This window comes from Methylobacterium sp. Leaf361 (assembly GCF_001424445.1).
Taxonomy (GTDB): Bacteria; Pseudomonadota; Alphaproteobacteria; order Rhizobiales; family Beijerinckiaceae; genus Methylobacterium.
The window spans coordinates 19,198-40,028 of the sequence record NZ_LMPY01000029.1 but is presented as its reverse complement, the minus strand read 5'-3'; the positions used below and the strand labels follow the sequence as shown (position 1 = coordinate 40,028).

Annotated in this window: 18 protein-coding genes; 4 read left to right on the top strand and 14 right to left on the bottom strand. The window is 73.2% G+C overall.

Going from position 1 to position 20,831, the window contains the following annotated elements:
• A partial coding sequence (locus ASG32_RS20080; protein ID WP_082557972.1) for a hypothetical protein occupies positions 1-202 on the top strand: 202 nt, incomplete at its 5' end.
• Between the two features lie 61 nt (positions 203-263).
• On the opposite strand, the gene ASG32_RS20075 is transcribed toward ASG32_RS20080, so the two are convergent.
• The 7 genes from ASG32_RS20075 to ASG32_RS20045 all read right to left on the bottom strand — a co-directional run bounded on the left by ASG32_RS20075 (position 264) and on the right by ASG32_RS20045 (position 8,111).
• Positions 264-1,418, bottom strand: coding sequence for a M20 aminoacylase family protein (locus tag ASG32_RS20075; protein WP_056529885.1), 1,155 nt, complete (start codon positions 1,416-1,418; stop codon positions 264-266).
• A 78-nt stretch (positions 1,419-1,496) separates the two neighbouring features.
• Complete coding sequence (locus ASG32_RS20070; protein WP_244492075.1) at positions 1,497-2,867, bottom strand: DUF3100 domain-containing protein; 1,371 nt, start codon at positions 2,865-2,867, stop codon at positions 1,497-1,499.
• A gap of 107 nt (positions 2,868-2,974) precedes the next feature.
• Positions 2,975-4,513, bottom strand: coding sequence for an aldehyde dehydrogenase family protein (locus tag ASG32_RS20065; RefSeq protein WP_056529879.1), 1,539 nt, complete (start codon positions 4,511-4,513; stop codon positions 2,975-2,977).
• Positions 4,513-5,397 carry an NAD(P)-dependent oxidoreductase gene (locus ASG32_RS20060; RefSeq protein ID WP_056529876.1) on the bottom strand — a complete coding sequence of 295 codons (885 nt, stop codon included), beginning with the start codon at positions 5,395-5,397 and terminating at the stop codon, positions 4,513-4,515. Before ASG32_RS20060 ends, ASG32_RS20065 begins: the two co-directional genes overlap by 1 nt.
• A 101-nt stretch (positions 5,398-5,498) precedes the next feature.
• The gene (locus ASG32_RS20055) at positions 5,499-6,410 is read right to left on the bottom strand and encodes a LysR family transcriptional regulator (protein ID WP_056529873.1); all 912 of its coding nucleotides are present in this window, start codon (positions 6,408-6,410) and stop codon (positions 5,499-5,501) included.
• Positions 6,407-7,648, bottom strand: a complete 1,242-nt coding sequence (locus ASG32_RS20050; protein WP_056529871.1) for an amidohydrolase — start codon at positions 7,646-7,648, stop codon at positions 6,407-6,409. The genes ASG32_RS20055 and ASG32_RS20050 overlap by 4 nt, the downstream gene beginning before the upstream one ends.
• A 13-nt stretch (positions 7,649-7,661) precedes the next feature.
• Positions 7,662-8,111 (bottom strand): Lrp/AsnC family transcriptional regulator, encoded by a 450-nt coding sequence (locus ASG32_RS20045; protein ID WP_020091060.1) that lies wholly within the window; start codon positions 8,109-8,111, stop codon positions 7,662-7,664.
• Positions 8,112-8,258: 147 nt separating this feature from the next.
• Here ASG32_RS20045 and alr point away from each other — a divergent pair, with 147 nt between their 5' ends.
• From alr to ASG32_RS20030, 3 genes are all read left to right on the top strand, one after another.
• Positions 8,259-9,392 carry an alanine racemase gene (gene alr / locus ASG32_RS20040; protein WP_082557971.1) on the top strand — a complete coding sequence of 378 codons (1,134 nt, stop codon included), beginning with the start codon at positions 8,259-8,261 and terminating at the stop codon, positions 9,390-9,392.
• A gap of 8 nt (positions 9,393-9,400) precedes the next feature.
• The gene (locus ASG32_RS20035) at positions 9,401-10,660 is read left to right on the top strand and encodes a D-amino acid dehydrogenase (RefSeq protein ID WP_056529868.1); all 1,260 of its coding nucleotides are present in this window, start codon (positions 9,401-9,403) and stop codon (positions 10,658-10,660) included.
• A gap of 323 nt (positions 10,661-10,983) precedes the next feature.
• A complete protein-coding gene (locus ASG32_RS20030) occupies positions 10,984-11,319 on the top strand; it encodes a hypothetical protein (protein ID WP_056529865.1) in 336 nt (111 codons plus the stop codon).
• A 25-nt stretch (positions 11,320-11,344) separates the two neighbouring features.
• Here the strand turns inward: ASG32_RS20030 and ASG32_RS20025 are convergent, their stop codons facing one another.
• From ASG32_RS20025 to ASG32_RS35650, 7 genes are all read right to left on the bottom strand, one after another.
• Positions 11,345-12,430: a chemotaxis response regulator protein-glutamate methylesterase gene (locus ASG32_RS20025; protein WP_020091064.1), complete on the bottom strand. Its 1,086-nt coding sequence runs from the start codon at positions 12,428-12,430 to the stop codon at positions 11,345-11,347.
• Positions 12,427-13,275 (bottom strand): CheR family methyltransferase, encoded by an 849-nt coding sequence (locus ASG32_RS20020; protein WP_056529863.1) that lies wholly within the window; start codon positions 13,273-13,275, stop codon positions 12,427-12,429. Before ASG32_RS20020 ends, ASG32_RS20025 begins: the two co-directional genes overlap by 4 nt.
• Before the next feature lie 13 nt (positions 13,276-13,288).
• The gene (locus tag ASG32_RS20015) at positions 13,289-13,762 is read right to left on the bottom strand and encodes a chemotaxis protein CheW (RefSeq protein ID WP_026604606.1); all 474 of its coding nucleotides are present in this window, start codon (positions 13,760-13,762) and stop codon (positions 13,289-13,291) included.
• Between the two features lie 115 nt (positions 13,763-13,877).
• Positions 13,878-16,070: a methyl-accepting chemotaxis protein gene (locus ASG32_RS20010; protein WP_056529861.1), complete on the bottom strand. Its 2,193-nt coding sequence runs from the start codon at positions 16,068-16,070 to the stop codon at positions 13,878-13,880.
• A gap of 63 nt (positions 16,071-16,133) precedes the next feature.
• Entirely contained in the window at positions 16,134-16,544 is a 411-nt protein-coding gene (locus ASG32_RS20005; RefSeq protein WP_234082945.1) for a chemotaxis protein CheW, read from the bottom strand.
• Positions 16,545-16,642: 98 nt separating this feature from the next.
• Positions 16,643-18,730, bottom strand: coding sequence for a chemotaxis protein CheA (locus ASG32_RS20000; RefSeq protein ID WP_056529858.1), 2,088 nt, complete (start codon positions 18,728-18,730; stop codon positions 16,643-16,645).
• 620 nt (positions 18,731-19,350) lie between these two features.
• On the bottom strand, positions 19,351-20,586 hold the full coding sequence (locus ASG32_RS35650; RefSeq protein ID WP_056529854.1) for a methyl-accepting chemotaxis protein: 1,236 nt from the start codon (positions 20,584-20,586) through the stop codon (positions 19,351-19,353).
• Between the last annotated feature and the right edge of the window lie 245 nt (positions 20,587-20,831).

Genomic DNA, 20,831 nt, shown 5'->3' with positions numbered 1-20,831 from the left:
CGGGCAGACGAAGTTCGAGGCGACCCGCAGCGACCTCGTCTTCGGCTCGAACGCGCAGCTCCGGTCCATCGCCGACGCCTACGCGGGCAGCGACGGCCAGCGGCGCTTCGTGGCGGACTTCGTCAAGGCCTGGGACAAGGTCATGATGCTCGACCGCTTCGACGTGAAGGGTCACCGGCGTTACGGGCCGATGGCGGCCTGACGCCCGCCATCGGGATCGCCCGCGCCTCCGGCGCGGGCGATCTCTCAGGGTGCGCGCCGCGTCACGGCCTGAGGCTGTGCGCCCCCAGCGCGGCCCAGTAGGCGGCGCCGACCGGCAGGGCCTCGTCGTTGAAATCGTAGCCCGGATTGTGGAGCGGCAGGCTCTTGCGCGTCCCGTCGGTCCCGATCCACGCGTAGGCGCCGGGGCAGGCCTCTAGCATGTAGGCGAAATCCTCCGACGCCATGGAGGGGCCGACCTCGCCCCGGCGCGCGGTGATGTCCGGGACGGCCCCGGCCGCCTCCAGGGCGGTGCCGACGGCGTCGGCGGTGTTGACGGTGGCGGGGTAGCCGAACCGGTAGTCCACCTCCGCGCGGGCGCCGTGCGTGGCGGCCGTCCCGCCCGCGATCGCCTCGACGAGTTCGGCCACGCGCTTGCGCACGGCCTCGTCCAGGCAGCGGACCGTGCCGCGGATGACCGCGCGCTCGGGGATGACGTTGTAAGCATCGCCGCCGTGAATCTGCGTGACGCTGAGCACGACCGGGTCCGTGGGGGCGATCCGGCGGCTCACGATGGTCTGCAGGGCCAGGACGATCTCGGAGGCGACCACCAGCGTGTCGGTGCCGCGCTCCGGCATGGCCGCGTGGGTACCGAACCCGGTGACCGCGATCTCGAACGTGTCGAGGGAGGCCATGATGGCGCCGACCCGGGTCGCGAAGGTCCCCAGCGGCAAACCCGGCCAGTTGTGCAGGCCGTAGACGGAATCGCACGGGAACAGCCGGAACAGGCCGTCCTCGACCATGGCGCGCCCGCCGCCCTCGCACTCCTCCGCCGGCTGGAAGATGAAGTGGACCGTCCCGGACAGGTCGGTGCGCGACGCGAGGTGCCGGGCCGCGCCGAGCAGCATCGCCACGTGGCCGTCATGGCCGCAGGCATGCATCACGCCGGGCGTCCGGGAGGCGTGAGCAGCGCCCGTCGCCTCCTGGATCGGCAGGGCGTCCATGTCGGCGCGCAGGCCGATGGTCGGGCCGTCGCCCCGGCTCAGGGTCCCGACCACGCCGGTGCGCCCGAGCCCGGTCTTCACCGACAGGCCGCAGGCGGCCAGTTCCCGGGCGACGAGATCCGCCGTGCGGACCTCCTGGAAGGCCAGCTCGGGATGGGCGTGCAGGTCGCGCCGCCACGCGACCATCCGCTCCACGGTCTCCGCCTCGATGCGCATGCGATCTCTCTCAGATACGGGAGGCTGCCGAAGCGCCTCGATCCCCCGCCCGGACCCTACGCCGATCGGCGCGGCGGTTCACCCCAGCGGCGGGTGCATGAAGAACTGCGCGATGAGGGCCGCGCCGAGGAAGGTCCCGGCATTGGCCATGAACGAGACCACGACGATCCGCCAGCCGAGGCGGCGGAAGGCGGGCACGTCCTTGGCGACCGAGAGCCCCGCGAAGGTCAGGATCGGCGTGGCGAGCGCCAGGAAGTTGAGCTTGCCGGTCAGGGCGGCGATCTCGGCGGCGTAGGGCGTCCCGGGATAGGTCAGCGCCATGCCGATGATCGACACCCAGAGGACGGCGGGTAGGCGCCGGCCGAGGAGCAGGTAGAGGCCCCAGCCGGCGAGCACGGTGCCGATGATGATCGCCATCCCGGCCACGACGCTCGCGTCGGGGACGATTCCGTAGGTCAGCCAGTTGCCGATGAGCCCGTAGGCGCCGATCAGGATCCAGGCGAGCACGGTCTCGCCGAGGCCGATCCGCACCTCCCCGTGGGCCGGCTGATGGGCCGGCGCCTGCGGGTCGGCGGCCGCCGGGCGGGCGGCGTCCGGCCGGTTGCGGCCGAGGATCGGCTCCAGCTTGCCGTAGGCCCAGATCGTGAAGGGCAGCGACAGGAACAGGGTGAAGTACGTGCCGATCGTGGTGGTCACGAGGTTGCTGGCCGCCGCGAAGGTGGCGACGTCCTTGGCGACCTCGGGCGTCTGCTGGGCCGCGATCGCCCCCGAGGCCGCGGCCATCATGCTGCCGGAGCCGACCCCGGCCCCCATCGCCAGCGCCAGCGGGTTGAAGATGCCGAGGCTGGTGATCAACCCGGCCAGCAGGGCGATGAACACCGCGCCGAACACCGTGCCGGTCAGGTACTCGGCCAGCACGCCGCGCCCCTCCGGCGAGTCCATGCCGTAGCGCTCGCCGATGATGGCGAGGCTGGGCTCGCGGCCGACCGAGAAGGTCGCGCCGATCGCCTCGCGCTTGATGCCGAGCAGGAGCGCCACCGGCAGGCCGAACACCATCGTGCCGAAGAAGTGGCCGAATTCCTGGAAGGCCAGGGCCCAGCCCGAGGCGAGGATCTTCGGCAGCGAGCCGCCCACGAGCAGGCCGAGCTTGGCGATGAAGATCAGGAGCGCCGGCTGCAGGTAGGCGCCGGCCGCGTTCTGCAGGGCGCCCGACAGCCGCAGCGGCCCGGGCAGGCGCGGGCTCATCAGCCCCAGCGCGCCGCCCAGCAGCAGGGCCCACAGCAGCGGGAGCAGCACGATCTTGCCGGCGCCCACCGGGATGCTGACGTTGCCGATCGCCTCCGCGATGACGACGATGACGAGGGCGAGCAGGAACAGCGTCAGCTTACCTCCGCCCGAGACGGGCGGCGCGACCGGCCGCGTGTTCGTCGCAAACAGTTCCCCCGCCATCGTCATCCTCCTTGGCCCCCCTCGGGGCTGCCCGTTGCTCCGCCTGCCGGTCTTGATCGCCGGCTCGGCATTAGATCGTCTCGGTCATTGCGCCCGTGGCGTCGGGCTCAGCCCACGTAGCCGAAGGTCACGGCCGGCGCGGCGGCGGTCTCGACCCAGACGCTCTTGGTCTGGGTGTAGGCCATCAGCGCCTCGCGGCCGGAGGAGCGGCCGAAACCCGAGCGGCCGAAGCCGCCGAACGGCGAGGCCACGTTGATGGTCTTGTAGCCGTTCACCCAGACGGTGCCGGCCCGAAGCGCCGCCGCGACCCGGTGGCCGCGCCCGCCGTCGCCGGTCCAGACCGCGCCGGCGAGGCCGTAGGGCGTGCCGTTGGCGAGTGCGACCGCCTCGTCCTCGCCGTCGAACGGCAGGACCGCCAGGACCGGGCCGAACACCTCCTCCCGGGCGATCGCCGCGTCCGGCGCGACCCCGTCCACGATGGTCGGGCCGTAGTAGAAGCCGCCCGTGTCGCGTAAGGCGGCGGGGCAGGCCCCGCCGGTCGCGATCGTAGCGCCCGCCCCCGCGGCGGCCTCGACCATGTCGGCGATCTTGTCCCGCTGGCACCGGTTGTTGATCGGGCCGATCTGCATCTCCGGGTCGGTCGGCGCGCCCACCGGGATGCGCGCGGCGGCGCGGGACAGGCGCTCGACGAAGGACGCGTGGATCGAGCGGTGCACGAGGAGCCGGGAGCCCGCCACGCAGCTCTGGCCGGCGCCGCCGAAGATCGCGGCCTGCGCGCCGATCAGCGCCCGGTCGAGGTCGGCGTCGGCGAACACGATGTTGGCCGACTTGCCGCCGAGCTCCAGCACGCTCGGCACGATGGCGCGGGCCGCCGCGGCGGCGATCTGCGCGCCCGCCTCGGCCGAGCCGACGAACACGACCAGCCGCGTCTCGGGATGGGCGACCGCGGCGGCGCCGGTGGTCGGGCCGGCGCCCGCCAGGACCGAGACGAGGCCGCGGGGCATCCCCTCGGCGCGGTCGCAGAGCAGGCCCAGCGCCAGCGAGGTCAGGGGCGTCAGCTCGGAGGGCTTCAGCACCACGGCGTTGCCGGCGCAGATCGCCGGCGCGATCTGCCAGCCCGCGGTGAAGATCGGGGCGTTCCATGGGGTGATCTGCACCACGGTCCCGAAGGGCTCGTGGCGGGTGTAGTTCAGGTGCGAGGTCGGGACCGGGATGACGTCGCCGTGCAGCTTGTCGCACCAGCCGGCGTAGTACTCGAACATCTCGGCGACCTTGGCGACCTCGCCGCGGGTGTCGCGGATCGGCTTGCCGGCCGAGAGGGTCTCCAGCTCGGCGAGCGCGCCGGCATGCTGCCGGACCAGGGCGGCGACCGCCCAGAGCGCGCGGCCGCGGGCGGCAGCGGTCATCCCCCACCACGCGCGCTGGGCGTCGCTTGCCGCCGCCATGGCGGCCTCGACGACCGACGGGCCGGCATCGGCGAAGGTCGCGAGCACGCCGCCGTCGGCGGGGTTGGTGAGATCGAGGGCGGCGCCGGTCCCGGCGAGGATCTCGCCGGCCACGACGCTGCCGATGCGGCCGCCCGGCAGCAGGTCGGCCAGGAGGGCGGCGACCCGGTCGGCGGCGGGCGAGTGCGGCGTGCCGGACATCAGTGGGCTCCCTTGGGATCGCGGTAATCGGCCATGCGGGTGAAGTCGGCCGTGTCGGGGATGGCGGCCTGCGTCGCCTGCCAGATCCGCTTCACCTCGGCGGAGAGCGGCAGGTCGATCCCACATTCGGCGGCGAGTTCGAGGGCGAGGCGCACGTCCTTGCGCATCAGGCCGGCCGAGAAGCCGCTGTCGAAGGTGCCGGACTGGACCCAGCGCGGGACCATGACCTCGCTGATCGCGCTGCGGCCGGTCGCGGTGTTGACGACCTTGACGGCCTCCTCGGCCGAGAGGCCCGCCGCCTCGGAGAGGCGCAGGGCCTCGCCGGTGGTCACGAGATGGGCCGCGACCAGCAGGTTGTTGACGAGCTTGACGATGTTGCCGGCGCCCGATGGCCCGACATGCGGCGCGCGGGCCGACATGGCCTCCAGGACCGGCCGGGCCAGCTCGTAATCCGCCTCGGCGCCGCCGATCATCATGGTCAGGGTGCCCTCGGCGGCGCCGGACGGGCCACCGCTCACGGGGGCGTCGAGGAGGGCGTGACCGGCCGCGGCAAGGCGCTCGGCGAGGCGGCGGGTCGTGCCGGGATCCGAGGTCGAGGTGTCGATCACCACCACCTTCCGGTCGGTCCGGGACAGGAGCCCGCCCTCCGCGGTGACCACCGCCTCCACGTCCCGCGCCAGCGGCAGCGAGAACACCAGGGCGTCGGCCCGGCCGAGCACGTCGTTGAGGGCGTCGAGGACGGTGACGCCGGCCGCCTCGGCGGCGGGGCGCCGGGCCGGACTGAGGTCGTAGCCCAGGACCGCGAAGCCCTTGCGGGCCAGGGTCGTGGCCATGCCCAGACCCATGTTGCCGAGCCCGACGACGCCTACCGTTGCGATGGTCATGCCGATCCGTCCTCACGAAGCGGCACGATAGTTCCGGCAAACGAGTGTTGCGACAACAACCGATTTCTGCACGAAGCGTGCGGAAAATCCGCACGCTCGCGTCACGCCGGCGGCGGCCGGAACGCCACCATGTGGTCGGCCAGCCAGCCGAGCAGCCGCGCCGCGCCCTCCGGCAGGCGCCGCCCCGCGCGGATGACGAGGTGGGCGCTCGCCTCCGACAGGATGGCGTCGCGCAGGGGAACCGCCGCGAGGAGGCCGTCGCGCAGCTCGGCCGCGACCACGAAGCGGGGCAGGAACGCGACGCCCATGGCGGCCATCACGAAGCGGCGGTGCAGCTCGAAGGACGCCGTCTCCAGCCGCGGCACCAGCCGGAATCCGCCGTCGGCCTCGACGCGGCCGATCAGCTGCCGGACCCCGTGGTCGGGGGGCAGGAGGGCGGCGGGTTCGGTGGCGAAGCTGCGCAGCGGGACGGGGGCCGCCCCGTCGGCGAGGGGATGCCCCATCGGCAGGACGGCGAGGAGCGGCTGCCGGGCGGAGACGATCCCGCGGACGTCCGGGTGCGCGGGCGGGTTGTAGACGAGGCCGATATCCGCGTCCCCCCGGGCGATCGCCGCGAGGATCCCGTCGGTCGTGCCGATCTCGACCTGATAGGCGATGCCCGGATGGTCCTGGGCGAAGCCGGCCAGGGCGTTGTCGAGGAGGTCGATCAGGAAGCCGGCGCCGCAGCGCAGGCTGACCGTGCCCTGCTGCACCCCGCGCAGGCGCTTCAGCTGGTCCTCCAGCAGGGCCGCCTCGTCGGCTTGCCGCTGCGCGTGCTCGGCGACGAGGCGGCCGGCCTCGGTGGGGACCACGCCCCGGGGCAGGCGCTCGAGCAGGGTCTCGCCGACCTGCGCCTCCAGCTCGATGATCTGCCGGCTCACCGCCGAGGCGGCGACGTTCAGGACATCGGCGGCCGCCCGGACCGAGCCCGCGCGCACGACGGCCAGCAGGTAGCGGAGCGCGCGGTCGTTCACGGCGGCGGGTCCCCGGCGGCCGCGCCGCGCCGGTCGACCGCGACGGCGCCCCGCGCCACGACCAGCACGGGCTCCTGGCGCTCCACGATCACCTGCGGCACGCCGCCGGCCGCGAAGGCGATCAGGTCGGCCCGCGCGCCGGGCGCCACCGCGCCCGGACCGAGGCCCAGCACCCGCGCCGGGACGGCGGTGATCGGCGCCAGCAACGCCGCGAGGTCCGCGTCGGTGCGCAGGTCGAACCGGTAGGCGGCGAGCTGGGCGCGGGCGACCATGCCGGTGACCGTGGCGGGGTTCCAGCAGTCGCGGACGTTGTCGGTGCCGAGGCAGACCGGGACGCCGAGCGCGCGCAGCCGCGGGATCGGCGGGCATCGGGCCCCGCCCGGCACGCTGCTGAGGATCGCGACGCCGGCCCGGTTCAGGGCCTCGGCGATCCGGCCGAGTTCCAGGTCGTCGGCCTCCGCGAGGGCGAAGGCGTGGCTGATCGTGACCTGCCCGCCGAGCCCGGCCGCCGCTGTCCGGGCCGCGATCGCCGCGATCGTGGCGAGTCCGGCCGCGCCGCCCTCGTGGAGATGGATGTCGATGCCCCGCCCGTGCCGCTCGGCCAGGGCGAAGACGATGTCCAGGTGACCGTCGCGGTCTCCGTCGATGCCGACGGGGTCGAGGCCGCCGACGAGGTCCGCGCCCATCCGCAGGGCCGCGTCCAGGTCGTCGGCGACCGGCGGGCAGCCCAGGATCCCGCTCTGCGGGAAGGCGACGATCTGGATCTGCAGGCGGTCGGCCCAGCGCGCCCGCAGGTCGAGGATCTGGGCGAGGTGGTCGAGCCGCGTGACGTCGTCGACGTCGACATGGGTCCGCAGGCTCGTCGTGCCGCCGCGGAGCATGCGTTCGAGCAGCGCCTCGGCGCCCTGCTCGGCGAGCGGGATCCGCGTGGCGCGGCGGAACGCCTTCTCGTCGTCGATGATCGCGCGGACGGACCCCGCCGCCGCGTGCGGGCGCCACGGCAGGCCGAGCAGGCACTTGTCGAGGTGGACGTGCCCGTCCGACAGGCCCGGCAGCACCAGGGCACCGCCGAGATCGATCGTGCGGCCGGCGGGCGGGAGCGGCGCGCCGGGATCCCGCAGCGCCGCCACGCGGCCGCCCCGGATGTCGATCGTCGCCCGGCTTCCCTCGGCGAGCGCGGCGTCGTGGAGGCGCAGGTCGCAGGGGGCGTCCCAGCGCGGTTCGGTGCTCGGCGTCATGGCGGGGCTTCCTTCAGAGCGGCCGGCCGGCGGCCACGACGGTCCGGATCGCGAAGCTCGATTGCAGCCGGGCGACCCCCGGCAGCCGCGACAGGACATCCTTGTGCAGCCGCTCGTAGTCGGCCGCGTCGATCACCTTGAGCTTCACGAGGTAATCGGCCGTCCCGGTCATCAGATAGCAGTCCTGCACCTCGGGACAGCGCCGGACGGCCGCCTCGAACCGGTTGAGATAGTCCTCGGTCTGGCGGTCCAGGGTGAACTGCGTGAGAACCACGAGGCCCGGCCCGTCGACCGCGCCGCCGATCAGCGCGGTGTAGCCCCGGATGATTCCGGATTCCTCCAGCAGCCGCACGCGGCGATGGCAGGCGGACGCCGACAGGCCGACCGCCGCGGCGAGATCCGCGTTGCTGATCCGGCCGTCGCCGCGCAGGGCCTGGATGATGCGGCGGTCGATCGCGTCCACGCGCGCCTCGCAGGATCTTCGAACTGGCCGCAGATATTTCCACGGCCAAGCTCGAAATTCAAATCTCTTCGACAGGATGCACGCTCGTCCGACGATCCTTCGTGTAGCCTTTTGGCACTGCATCCGAGCGCCGCTCCGAGGGCCGCCATGAGCATGATCGACCGCGAGCTCCGGCCCGATGCGGGCCCGGCCGGGACAGCCTCCGCCCTCCTCACGATCGATCTCGCGGCCATCGCGGAGAATTACCGCCTGCTCGCCGCGCGAGCCGGGACGGCCGCCTGCGCGGCCGTCGTCAAGGCGGACGCCTACGGCCTCGGCGCCGACCGGGTCGCGCCGGTCCTGGCCGCCGCGGGCTGCCGGCACTTCTTCGTCGCCCAGGTCGGCGAGGGCGTCGCCCTCCGGTCCATCCTCGGGCCCGGGGCGGCGATCGCCGTGCTCAACGGCGCCGCCCCGGGCAGCGAGGCGACCTGCGCGGACCACGACCTCGTGCCCGTCCTCAACGACCTGTCCCAGCTCGGCGGCTGGCAGGGCCTGGCCCGGCGGCGCGCGCGGCGCCTGCCGGCGATCCTCCAGGTCGATACCGGCATGGCCCGCTTCGGCCTCGCCCCGGACGAGGTCGGCGCGCTCCTCGACCGGCCAAACGCCCTCGCCGGCCTCGACCTGCGGCTGGTGATGAGCCACCTCGCCTGCGCGGGCGAGCCCGACAGCCCGGTCAACGCGGCGCAGCTGTCCGCCTTCCAGGCGGTCCGGCGGCGCCTGCCGACGGTGCCGGCGAGCCTCGCGGCCTCGTCGGGGATCTTCCTCGGTCCGGACCTCCACTTCGACCTCGTGCGCCCCGGCGCCGCCCTCTACGGGATCGCCCCGCAGGAGGGCGCTCCGAACCCGATGCGGCCGGTGATCGGCCTGCGGGCCCGCGTGATGCAGACGCGCGGCGTCCCGGCGGGGACGCCGGTCGGCTACGGCCACGCGGCCACGGTCGCCCGGGACAGCCGCCTCGCCACGGTCGCGATCGGCTACGCGGACGGGTTCTTCCGCAGCACGGCGGGCGGCGCGGCGTGGTTCGGCGGTGTCCGGCTGCCTGTGATCGGGCGCGTCTCGATGGACAGCCTCGTCCTCGACGTCACCGACGTGGCGCCCGGCACCCTCGGGCCGGGGGCGCTCGTCGACATCGTCGGGCCGGAGCGCGACGTCGACGCCGTCGCCGCGGCGGCCGGCACGATCGGCTACGAGGTCCTGACCAGCCTCGGCCACCGCTTCCACCGCATCTATCTCGGAGCCTGAGGCCCGCCATGCACGTCCTCATCCTCGGCGGCGGCGTCGTCGGCGTCACCTCGGCCTACTACCTCGCCCGGGCCGGCCATCAGGTCACCGTGCTGGAGCGCCAGCCGGGCTCCGGCCTGGAGACCAGCTTCGCCAATGCCGGGCAGGTCTCGCCCGGCTACTCGGCCCCCTGGGCGGCGCCCGGGATCCCCGTGAAGGCGCTCAAGTGGCTGATGATGCGGCACCGCCCCCTGGTGCTGTGGCCGCGGCTCGAGCCCCGCCTCTACGCGTGGCTCACGCGCATGCTCGCGAACTGCACCGAGGAGGCCTACCAGCGGAACAAGGGCCGCATGGTCCGACTCGCCGAGTACAGCCGCGACGCGCTGCGCGACCTGCGCACCGAGACCGGCATCGCCTACGACCACCGGGAGAAGGGCACGCTCCAGCTCTTCCGGACGCAGAAGCAGCTCGACCATGTCGGCGACGACACCCGCGTCCTCGATGCCTACGGCGTGCCCTACACGGTGCTGGACCCGGCCGGCTGCGTCAGTGCCGAGCCGGCGCTCGCCGCCGTGCGCGACGTCTTCGTCGGCGGCCTGCGGCTGCCGGGCGACGAGACCGGCGACGCGCACCTGTTCACGCAGCGCCTCGCCGCGATCTGCGAGGGCCTCGGCGTCACCTTCCGCTACCGCACGGCGATCGCGCGCCTGCATCACGCCGGGGACCGGGTGACGGCGGTCGAGACCGCCGACGGCGACCTCCTGCGGGCGGATGCCTACGTGGCGGCGCTGGGCAGCTACACGCCGGCCCTGCTGCGCCCCCTCGGGATCGCCCTGCCGGTCTACCCGGTGAAGGGCTATTCCCTGACGCTGCCGATCACCGACGCGGCGGCCGCGCCGGTCTCGACGGTGATGGACGAGACCTACAAGGTCGCGATCACCCGGCTCGGCGACCGCATCCGCGTCGGCGGCACCGCCGAGCTCGCCGGGTTCAGCAGCGCCCTGCGCCTGCCGCGCCGCGAGACCCTCGCGCGCTCGGTGCAGGACCTGTTCCCGGCCGGCGGCGACCTCGACCGAGCCGCGTTCTGGACCGGCCTGCGGCCGATGACGCCGGACGGCACGCCGATCGTCGGGGGCACGCGGGTCGGGAACCTGTTCACCAACACCGGTCACGGCACGCTGGGCTGGACGATGGCCTGCGGATCGGGCCGCCTGCTCGCCGACCTCGTGTCCGGACGGGCGCCGGAGATCGCGAGCGACGATCTGGCCCTCGACCGCTACGCCGCGTGAGCCGGCCGGCCGGATCGGCCCTGACCGGTCACTGAACTACCGTCGCGCTGCGCAGCGCGTGCCGTGGCGCACCAGCACAACTCTGCCCGGTATCGCCCCGAACGCGATCCGACCGTGCGTTGAGCAAGACTCCGGGAATCGTGGCGAGTCGCCGTCACCACCGGGCACAATCATTCATTATTCACCGAGATACGACCACCAGTTGATTACATGACGTTCATGACGTGTGGATTCGCATGATCGTCGGATGACTTCCGACAGGCCCAGGCAACCCTTCGCAGCGTGTCGAGTTGAGGACCTGAACGAACCATCCGGGTGCGCAGATGAGTTTCATCGTCGTACAGGGCCAGGACGATCACGAGCAGGCCGATGCCGTTCTCCGGGGCGTCGCCGACGGGCTGGCCCGCCTGTTCCGCGTGCCCGAGCATCCGCCCGGTGTTCAGCACCTGCTGGATTCCGGGACGCAGGAACAGGGTCCCCACCCTGAACAGATCACGCAGCGCAGCGCGCGGCGCGGCGGAAGCAAGAAGCTTCCTCGAGGCCGGTCGGTGAAGACGGGTACGGGCCGGACGCGGCGCGCAGCGGACCAGCCGTCCAGCCGCACGCGAGGGCGCCGGGCGGTGGCCGACGCGCTGGCCGGGCAACGCGACCACTCTTGAGCCGGCACCGGCCCTCGGCGCGGCTTCAGCGCGCCGCGGGCAGGCCGAAGCGCCGGATCTCCAGGTGCATCTGCTCCAGCGGCAGGATCTTGGCGGCCGCACCGCGGTCGATCGCCTCCTTGGGCATCCCGAACACGACGCAGCTCGCCTCGTCCTGGGCGACCGTCTGCGCCCCGGCGCGACGCATCTCCAGCAGGCCGTTGGCGCCGTCGTCGCCCATGCCGGTCAGCAGGATGCCGAGCGCGTTCGCGGCCGCGGCCCGGGCGGCCGACCGGAACAGGACGTCGACCGACGGTCGGTGGCGCGCGACGAGGGGACCGTCCTTCACCGACACCGCGTAGCTGCCGCCCCGGCGCTCGACCATGAGGTGCCGCCCGCCCGGGGCGATCAGGGCGCGACCGCGCACCACGGGATCGCCGTCCTCCGCCTCCTTGACGGCGATCGCGCAGAGGCCGTTCAGGCGCTTGGCGAACGCCGCCGTGAAGTGCTCCGGCATGTGCTGCACGATGACGAGACCGGGGGACTCGGCGGGCAGCACCTCGAGCACGTCGCGCAGCGCCTCCGTGCCGCCCGTCGACGCGCCGATGCAGACGATCCGGTCGGTCCCGGCCACGACGCGCCCGGGCACGGGCGGCGGCAGGACGACGTCGGCCGAGAGCTTCGCCTCCACCAGCGGCCGGGACGGCCGGCTCCCGCGCAGCTTGGCCCGGGCGGCGGCCCGGACCGCGTCGCAGACCCGGACCGTGGATTCGAGCAGGAACTGGCGGGTGTCAACGCGCGGTTTCGGCAGCACGTCGACGGCGCCCGCCTCCAGCACCTCGAACAGGATCCGGGACCCGGCCTCGGTCAGGGTCGAGCAGACGATCACCGGGAGCGGCTTCTGCGCCATGATCTTGCGCAGGAACGTCAGGCCGTCCATGCGCGGCATCTCGAGATCGAGGATGATGACGTCCGGGATCTCCTCCTGGATGCGGCGCGCCGCGATGAACGGATCGGCGGCGGTGCCCAGGATCTCGATGTCGGGCGCCGTCCCCAGGATGCTGCACAGCGTCTGGCGGACGGAGGCCGAGTCGTCGACGATCAGGACGCGGATCGGTCTGGACGCGCTCACCGGCCGGAATCCCGCAGCTTGCCGAAGACGGTCGAGGAGATCTGGTCGAGGCCGGCCACGCCGACGCCCGCCATGGATTCGGAATGGCCGACGATCAGGTAGCCGCCGGGGCGCAGGTGCCCGGCCAGGCGCGCGACCACCGCCTTCTGGGTCGGCTTGTCGAAGTAGATCAGCACGTTGCGGCAGAAGATGAGGTCGACGTCCCGGTCGATCGGGTAGGTCTCGTCCATCAGGTTGAGCCGCTGGAACCGCACCCGGGCGCGCAGCTCCGGCACGATCCGCCCCTCGCGCCGGGCCGGATCGCGCGCGACCATCACGTAGCGGCGGCGCAGGTCCGCCGGCACGGCGTCGAGCATCTCGGCCGGGTAGATCGCCGTCCGGGCACGGTCGAGCACCTCCGAGGAGATGTCGGTCCCGAGGATGGCGTAGCGGAACCGGTCGGCGGCCATGTCGTGCAGGACCATCGCCAGCGTGTAGGCCTCGGCACCGGTCGAGGCCGCCGCGCTCCAGACCTTGAGCAGCGGCCGGTCGCCCCGCGCCGCCAGCCGCGGCACGATCGTCTCACGCAGCAGGTCGAAATGCGCGGGCTCGCGGAAGAAGTCGGTCTTGTTCGTCGTCACGCAGTCGACGAGGTGCGGGAACTCGTCCGCGAGGTGGCCGGCCTCGAACAGGTGGCGGCCGTAGGCCTCCAGGGTCGGGAGATCGAGGGCGCGCATGCGCTTGCGCAGCCGCCCCTCGACCATGGTGCGCTTGGCCGGCGGGAGCTGGATGCCGGCATGCTGCTGGACGAGGTCGGCGACCGAGCGGAAGTGCCGGTCGCTCAGGTGACCCGGATCGGCCTCCATGGTGTCGGATCCCTCAGGCGGCCTGCGGGGTCGCGACCAGGGCCGGGCCGTCGCCGTCCATGAGCGCGACGAGGTCGAACACCACCACGAAGGCCTCGCCCCGGCGGCCGATCCCCGCGATGTAGCGGGCGTTCCAGCGCCCGCCGACCTCGGGCGCCGCCTCCATCTCGGCCCGGTCGAGCTCGGTCACCTCGATCACCCGGTCGGCCACGAACCCGACCCGCAGCGCCCGGCCGGGCATCGGCACGTTGAGCAGGATGATCCGGGTGGCCGGCGTGCGCGCCACCGGCGGCAGGCCGAGCTTGGTCCGCAGGTCCACCACCGGGTAGCTCTGCCCGCGCACGTCGATCATGCCGAGCAGGAAGGCCGGCGCCTGCGGCAGCGCGGCCGGGACCCGGTAGTCGAGGATCTCGTGGACGTGCTCGACGTCGATCCCGAAGGTCTCGGCCCCGAGGCCGAGGGTCAGGTACTGCCACACACTGGACATGCAGGGTCTCCGGCTGGATCGCGGCGCGCGGCGGCGGCTCGCGACGACGGCTGACGACGGCGGCGGGATCCGCGCGGGCACGAGCACCGCGCGGATCCGGGCCTCGGGCGAGGTGTCAGGCGACCCGGGTGAAGGCGGCGTCCTGCGCGTCGCCCTCGCCCATGTCGAGGGCGAAGCCGCCGCCCCCGGCCGGGCCGCGCGCGCCCGCCCGCTTCGGGCTCGGGGAGCGGATCGCCGCCGAGGGCGTGCCCATCCGCGCCGCGGTCGCGCGCAGCCGCGTCACCGCCTGGTCGACACCGGCCACCGGCGCGGCCGCCTCGGTGATCCGGAAGTAGGCGATCGTCGCCTGCAGCTTCTCGGCCTGGGTGGCCAGCTCCTCGGAGGTGGCCGAGACCTGCTCGGAGGCGCTGGCGTTCTGCTGGGTCACCTTGTCGAGCTGCTGGATCGCCTGGTTGATCTGGCCCGAGCCGACATCCTGCTCGCGGCAGGCGGCGGTGATCTCCTCGACCAGGCTGGCGGTCTTCTTGATGTCGGGCACGAGCTTGCCGAGCATGTCTCCGGCCTGCTGGGCGGCCTTGACGGTGTCGGACGAGAGCGTGCCGATCTCGGCGGCGGCCGCCTGGCTGCGCTCGGCGAGCTTGCGCACCTCGCTGGCGACCACCGCGAACCCGCGACCGTGCTCACCGGCCCGGGCCGCCTCCACGGCGGCGTTGAGCGCCAGCAGGTCGGTCTGGCGGGCGATCTCCTGCACGATGGTGATCTTCTGGGCGATGGTCTGCATGGCCTCGACGGCGCGGCCGACGGCGATGCCGCTCGCCTCGGCGTCCTGGGCCGATTGCCGGGCGATCGTCTCGGTCTGGCTGGCGTTCTCGGCGTTCTGCTTCACGTTGGCGGCCATCTCCTCCATGGAGGCCGAGGCTTCCTCGGTCGACGAGGCCTGCTCGGTCGAACCCTGCGACAGCTGCTCGGCCGAGGCCGAGAGTTCCTGGGACCCCGCCGAGACGTTGCCGGCCGCCGCGGTCGCCTCGGCCACGACGGTGCGCAGCTTCGTCAGCATGGTCTGCAGGGCGAGGCCCATCGTGTCCTTGTCGGAGAGCGGCCGGGCCTCCACGGTGAGGTCGCCCTGGGCGATCGCGTTGGCGAGCGCCGCGGTCGCGTTCAGGTTCTCGGTCATGCGGCCCATGGCGCCGACGAGGTCGCCGAGCTCGTCGTTGGTCGTGACCGTCGCGGTCTGGCTCAGGTCGCCCATCGACACCGCGTCGGCGAGCGAGACGGCACGGCCGAGGCCGCGGGAGATCGAGAGAGCGAGCCAGGTCGCGATGCCGAGGCCCATGAGGAGCGCGGCCGCCGCCACGCTCAGCAGGATCGTCTGACCCTGGGCGGATTCCGCGTTGGCCTGGGCCGCGGCGTCGTCCATGAACCGCTTCTGCCGATCCGCCAGCGCCTCGAACGCGTTGATCGCGGTCGTGCTCACCGTCGCGTACTCGCCCGAGGCGACTTCTGCCGCCTTCACCGAGCTGCCGATCTCGACGAGGGCGAGCGCCCGCTGGAAGGAGGACGCCCAGGTCCCGAACCGCTCGCGGACGGCCGTCGCGGCGATTCCCGCCGCCTGGGACGCCGCCGCGAGCTCGTCCACCGACCGGTTGATCTCCTCGCGCGACTGCTTGGCGAGGGCCACGCGCTGCTGGAGCGCGTCGACGCTCGTGGTCCCGGTGGCCGAGGTCAGCTGCCCCCAGGCCCGCTCGACCCGGCTCTTGAACACCGCGGCGACCCGGGCGAGCCGCTCTCCGGCGGGGCTCTGGGCGTCGGTCGCCGTGTTGATCAGGGCGTCGAGGTCCGTGCGCAGAGCGGCCAGCGCCGGGCGACCCGCCGCATTGATCTCGGCCCAGGTCTTCCCGTTGGAATTGTCGCGGGTCAGCTCCAGAGCCCGGTTCCCCAGCGCGTTCTGCTTCTCGTACTTGGCCGACAGGTCCTCGTAGAGCCGCTTGCCCTCGTCGGTCATGAGCAGGGGCTTCACCTTGGCCAGCGACGCCATGGCGTCACCGTGGTTGGTCGCCGAGCGCTTGGCGAACTCCGTCATCTGCGCCTCGTCCGGGCTGATCAGGGCTCCGCGGACGTTGAACGCGCTGCGGATGGCGTGCGCCTTGCCCTCGAGAACCTGCTTCTGGATCTCGGCGCGGCTCAGGACGTACTTCATCGTCGCGTCGGCGGCCGTGAGCCTCTGGTAGCCGACCCCGCTGGCCGTCCCCAGGAGAACGAGGATCGCGCCGAAGCCGACCCCGAGCTTGGCCTTGATCGAGAAACGCATCGCCCTTTACCCCTACGCAAACACGAGATTCCGACAGGACTTCGGAAATATTTCGGAAAGACTTCAGTCGAGGATCTGCTCGAGCTCGGGGACGATGATGAATTCGTCCCCCGCCTTGACGATCGAGCGGATGTATTCCGGGCGCCAGGTCGTGCCGACGGGCGGCACCGCCTCGCACTGCGCCGGATCGACCTCCGTGACCGCGAACACCTTGTCGGCCACCAGCGCGACGACCACGGGGTCGCCCGCTACCGGCACCTCCAGGACGAGGAAGCGCGTGTCCGGGCTCGCCGACGCCGCCGGCATCCCGAACCGCTCGCGGATGTCGGCCAGAGGCACGACGTTGCCGCGCACGTTCACGATCCGATCGATATGCGGGCGCGCCCCCGCCACCCGCGTCGCCGGGATCGGATCGATGATCTCGCGCACCATCCCGGCCTCCAGCGCGAAGCTCTCCGAGCCGATCCGGAACATCACCACCTGCTGGCCGCCCTGCCGACCGTCCCGCTGGCCGCCGTCGGCGGCCGCCTGCGGGCCGGGCTCGACGACTCCGCGCGCCACGCCGCCGCTCATCACGCCACCTCCTGGTACTCGCGCACGCCCTCGGCGCGCCCGCCGCTCACGAGGCGGCCGACATCGATGATCAGCGCGGCCGTGCCGTCACCCAGGATCGTCGCCCCGGAGAAGGTCGCCACGTCCGCGTGCAGCTTCGACAGCGACTTGATGACGGTCTGGTGGTTGCCGATGATCTGGTCCGCCACCAGGCCGACCCGCGCCTCACCGGCGGCCACCACGATCACCTTCTGGTGCGGGTCCGGCTCGCCCGCGGCCCCGAACAGGCTGCGCAGCCGCAGGAACGGCACCAGCGCGCCGCGGATGTTGAGGAAGTCCCGCCCGCGGCCGCCGCGCTCGCTGGCGGGCAGCTCGACGCATTCCTCCACCGCGGCCAGCGGGATGACGTAGCGTCCCTCCCCCACCCGGATCAGCAGCCCCTCGATGATCGCCAGCGTCAGCGGCAGGCGCAGCGCCACGCAGGTGCCGCCGCCCGGCTCGGTCGCGATGTCGATCGTGCCGCGCAGGCTCTCGATCGTCTTCTTGACGACGTCCATGCCGACCCCGCGCCCCGACAGGGCCGAGATCTCCTGCGCGGTCGAGAAGCCCGGCGCGAACAGGAACTGGTAGATCTGCTGGTCGGTGAGCACCGCGCCCGGCGCGCACAGGCCCTTCTCCTCGGCCTTGGCGCGGATGCGGGCCGCGTCGAGCCCGGCGCCGTCGTCGCGCACGCTCACCAGCACCTGCGCGCCGACATGCTCGGCGGTGAGCGTGATCCGCCCGGTGGCAGCCTTGCCGCCGGCCGCGCGGCGCTCAGGCGCCTCGATGCCGTGGTCGATCGCGTTGCGGATCAGGTGGACGAGCGGGTCGGCCAGGCGCTCGATCACGGTCTTGTCGAGCTCGGTCTCCTCGCCGGCGGTGACGAACTCGACCGGCTTGCCGAGATCGCGCGAGAGGTCGTGGACGAGGCGGCGGAAGCGGCCGAACAGGGCGCCGATGGCGACCATGCGGATGCTCATCGTGGTGTCGCGCAGCCGCGCGGACAGGCGCTCGATCTCCTCGGCGATGGCCTTGAGGCCGGGATCGGCATGCAGGCCGGCGAGCTGGCTGAGCCGCGCCTGGGCGATGACCAGCTCGCCGACCCGGTCCATCAGCTCGTCGAGCCGCTCCGCCTCGACCCGGACGCTGCTGGCCGGCCGCTCCTCGGCCCGCCGGGCCGGGACGCGCTCGGCGGCCCGGGCCGCGGGCTCGACCGCCCCCGGCCCGGCCGGTCCGGTCTCGCCGGACGCGCGGGCGGCGAGACCGGCGGCCGGAGCTGCGCCGGACGGCAGCCCCGCCGGCGGCCCCGACGGCGGCGGTGCGGCCTCGGCCGGCTCGGGCGCGGCGTCCGGTGGCGCGGCCGAGACCGGGACGAGCGTCAGGGTCATCTCGTCCCGGACGAACAGGAAGACGTCCTCGATCGCCTCGCGGGGCACGGCCGCGCGCAGCGTGACGTCCCAGCCGATGGCGAGGCTCTCGGGGTCGAGGGCCGGCAGCTCGGGCAGCGCGTCGAGGCGCGGCACGATCGTGCAGGCGCCGAGGTCGCGCAGCTCGTCGAGGAGCGCCAGGGGATTGGTCCCGTTGCGGAGGATCTCGGGCGCGAACGCGATGCCGATCTGCCAGCCGCCCTCCCCCGCCGCAGCCGGCTCGGCGGCCGGCTCCGGGAGGAGCGCGTACGGGGCGGCCGGGCAGGACGCGGCTCCGAGCAGCTGCTCGAGTTCGGCCAGGATGGCCTCGCCGATGATCGGGGCGCTCGCCTCGGGCTCCTCGATGAGGCCGCGGATGTAGTCCTTGGCCGAGAGGGAGACGTTGACGAGGTCGCGGCCGACCGGGACCTCGCCGCGCCGGACGCGGTCGAAGGCGGTCTCGAAATCGTGGGTGAAGGCGGCGACCTGCTCGAAGCCGAACATGGCGCCCGAGCCCTTGATGGTGTGCAGGGCCCGGAAGGCCGTGTCGATCAGGGCCCGGTCCTCGGGCCGGTCGCCGAGGTCGAGCAGCGTCGTCTCCAGGCGGGCGAGCAGCTCGGCGGCCTCGGCGCGGAAGATCTCCGCGGGATCGAGAGCAGTCATGGGACGAACGGACCCCCGGACACAGAACGCAGATACAGAACCAACCGCCCGATCCTGAGCGCGAACGGACGCGCCAATACCGGAGACCGGCCGCGTCCTTCGCGATCAGGCAGTCGAACAGACTGCCCCGGCGCGCGGCGACCGCGCGGTGACGGGACACGACGCGAAGCCACCGCCTGACTTCGTGGGTTGTATATAATCGGACCAGAAATTTTCGGTTAACGAACAGATTTGAGTCCTGAACGAGAAGTATATCCACATCGGGTTCGAAGAGCTTGATTATCGGATACTGCGATCGTGTGACACGCGGATCACAGGATCTCGGGCGCGCGGTGCGGCACGGCTCCGGCCATCACGGCGCGTCGACGCGCGTCGACGAACATCGATGGACTCGGTCGGACGTGAACGGACGTGGACGGGCGTGGACGAACATCGACGCCCACCGGCGCGCAGCCGCGCGGATGCGGGCCGCGGCAGGTCCCTGCGGGCGGCGCGCGGATCGCGGTGGGACTGGAACCGGGAACGGGGCCGGTCGCGGCCGGTCCGGCGCGGGAAGGCCCGGCCGCGGCGCGACCGCCGACCGGGCCCGAACGGGCTGCCCTCGGCGCGCGCCGGCGCGCTCAGAACAGGTCGATGCCGTCCAGATCGTCGGCGGCGTCGGCGGCCGGCGTCTCGGAGGCCGGAGCCCCCCCGAGCAGGCGCTCGGTCAGGCGCGCGCGAACCTCCCCCAGGGTGCAGCCGGCGATCGCCGCCGCGATCCAGGCCGGATCGGCCGCGGCCTCCGGCGCCGCGACGCGGTCCGCGCTGTGGTCGGCGAGCCGCCCGAGCTCCGCGCCGGCCGAGCGCAGCAGGCCCTCGACGTTCTGGATGCGCTGCTTGGCCCGGTCCTGGAACTGCATCGCCACGATCGCCGCCGACACGTCCTGCGTGATGGCCTGCGTGGTCTCGGCGGTCTGCTGCAGGATGCCCGCGACCTGCGCGTTCTGCTCGACCAGCGCCCGCATCACCATGCGGACGCGCGTCTCGGCGGTCCGGCTCTCCTCGGACATGTCGATCGCCGCGATGTCGCCCAGCAGGGCATGGCTGCCGCGCAGGCCGGCCGCCATGGTGCCGATCTGCTGCTTGATCACGTCCGACAGGGCGTTGATCGTCGTGGCGAGGCCGCGCACCTCGTCGGCGACCACCGCGAAGGCCGCGCCGCTGGCGCCGGCCCGGGCCGCCTCGATCTTGGCGTTCAGGGCGAGGAGGTTGGTCTGGCGGTTGATCCGCTCGATCTGCGCGACGCTCCCCTCGACCGACGACAGGCCCTCGAGCACCCCGGCCAGACCCTGCGCGAGGGTCGACCCGCGGGACGACATCAGGGTGATCCGCTCGATCAGGGCGGTGAGCGTCTCGCCGAGACCGGCGGCGACGTCGCCGAGCTGCAGGGTCCGGTCGTCGATCCGGACGGTCTGGACCGAGGCGACGAGCCCCCGGACGATCTCCGACTGCTCGCAGGTCGTGGCGGCGATGCTCTGGAAGCGGTTGGACAGGCCGTGGACGTTGGCCTCCACGTCGGTGGAGACGATCCCGAGCTCGGCGACGAGGGCGTCGAGCAGCGTCCGCTGCTGCGCCGAGAGGCCGAGCCAGGCCTGGAGCAGGTCGGCCGCCTGCGCGGCGGGCGCCGGGTCGGCCACGATCGCGGCGGGCGGCGGCGCGGGCTCGCTGGACGACGCGGCCGCCTCCGGGAGCGGGGCGGCCGGGATCGCCGCGCCCGATCCGCGCCGGTCATCAAACCCCACCTCGGGCCGCATCCCGGGCCGGCGGATCCGGGCCGGGACCTGCCTGAGGATGTCGTGGGCGACTTGGAAGGCCATCGGCGGGCGGGTCTCTCGGCGTCGTCCGACGCGCGCGGGTCATGCAACAATCCCACGGTCGGCACCCGACCGAGGCTAAGGAACGCCGTTGAAGAAAGCGTTATCGCCCGGCCGATGGCCGCAACGGCCGGCACAGATCACAGTATTAGCCAATCAACACTGTCCGAGGCCGGGCAGACCTCCGTCCTGTGCTGCGTCTGCGGCCGCGTCGGCCGTCCGCGATTGGCCGAACCTTCAGGAAGAAT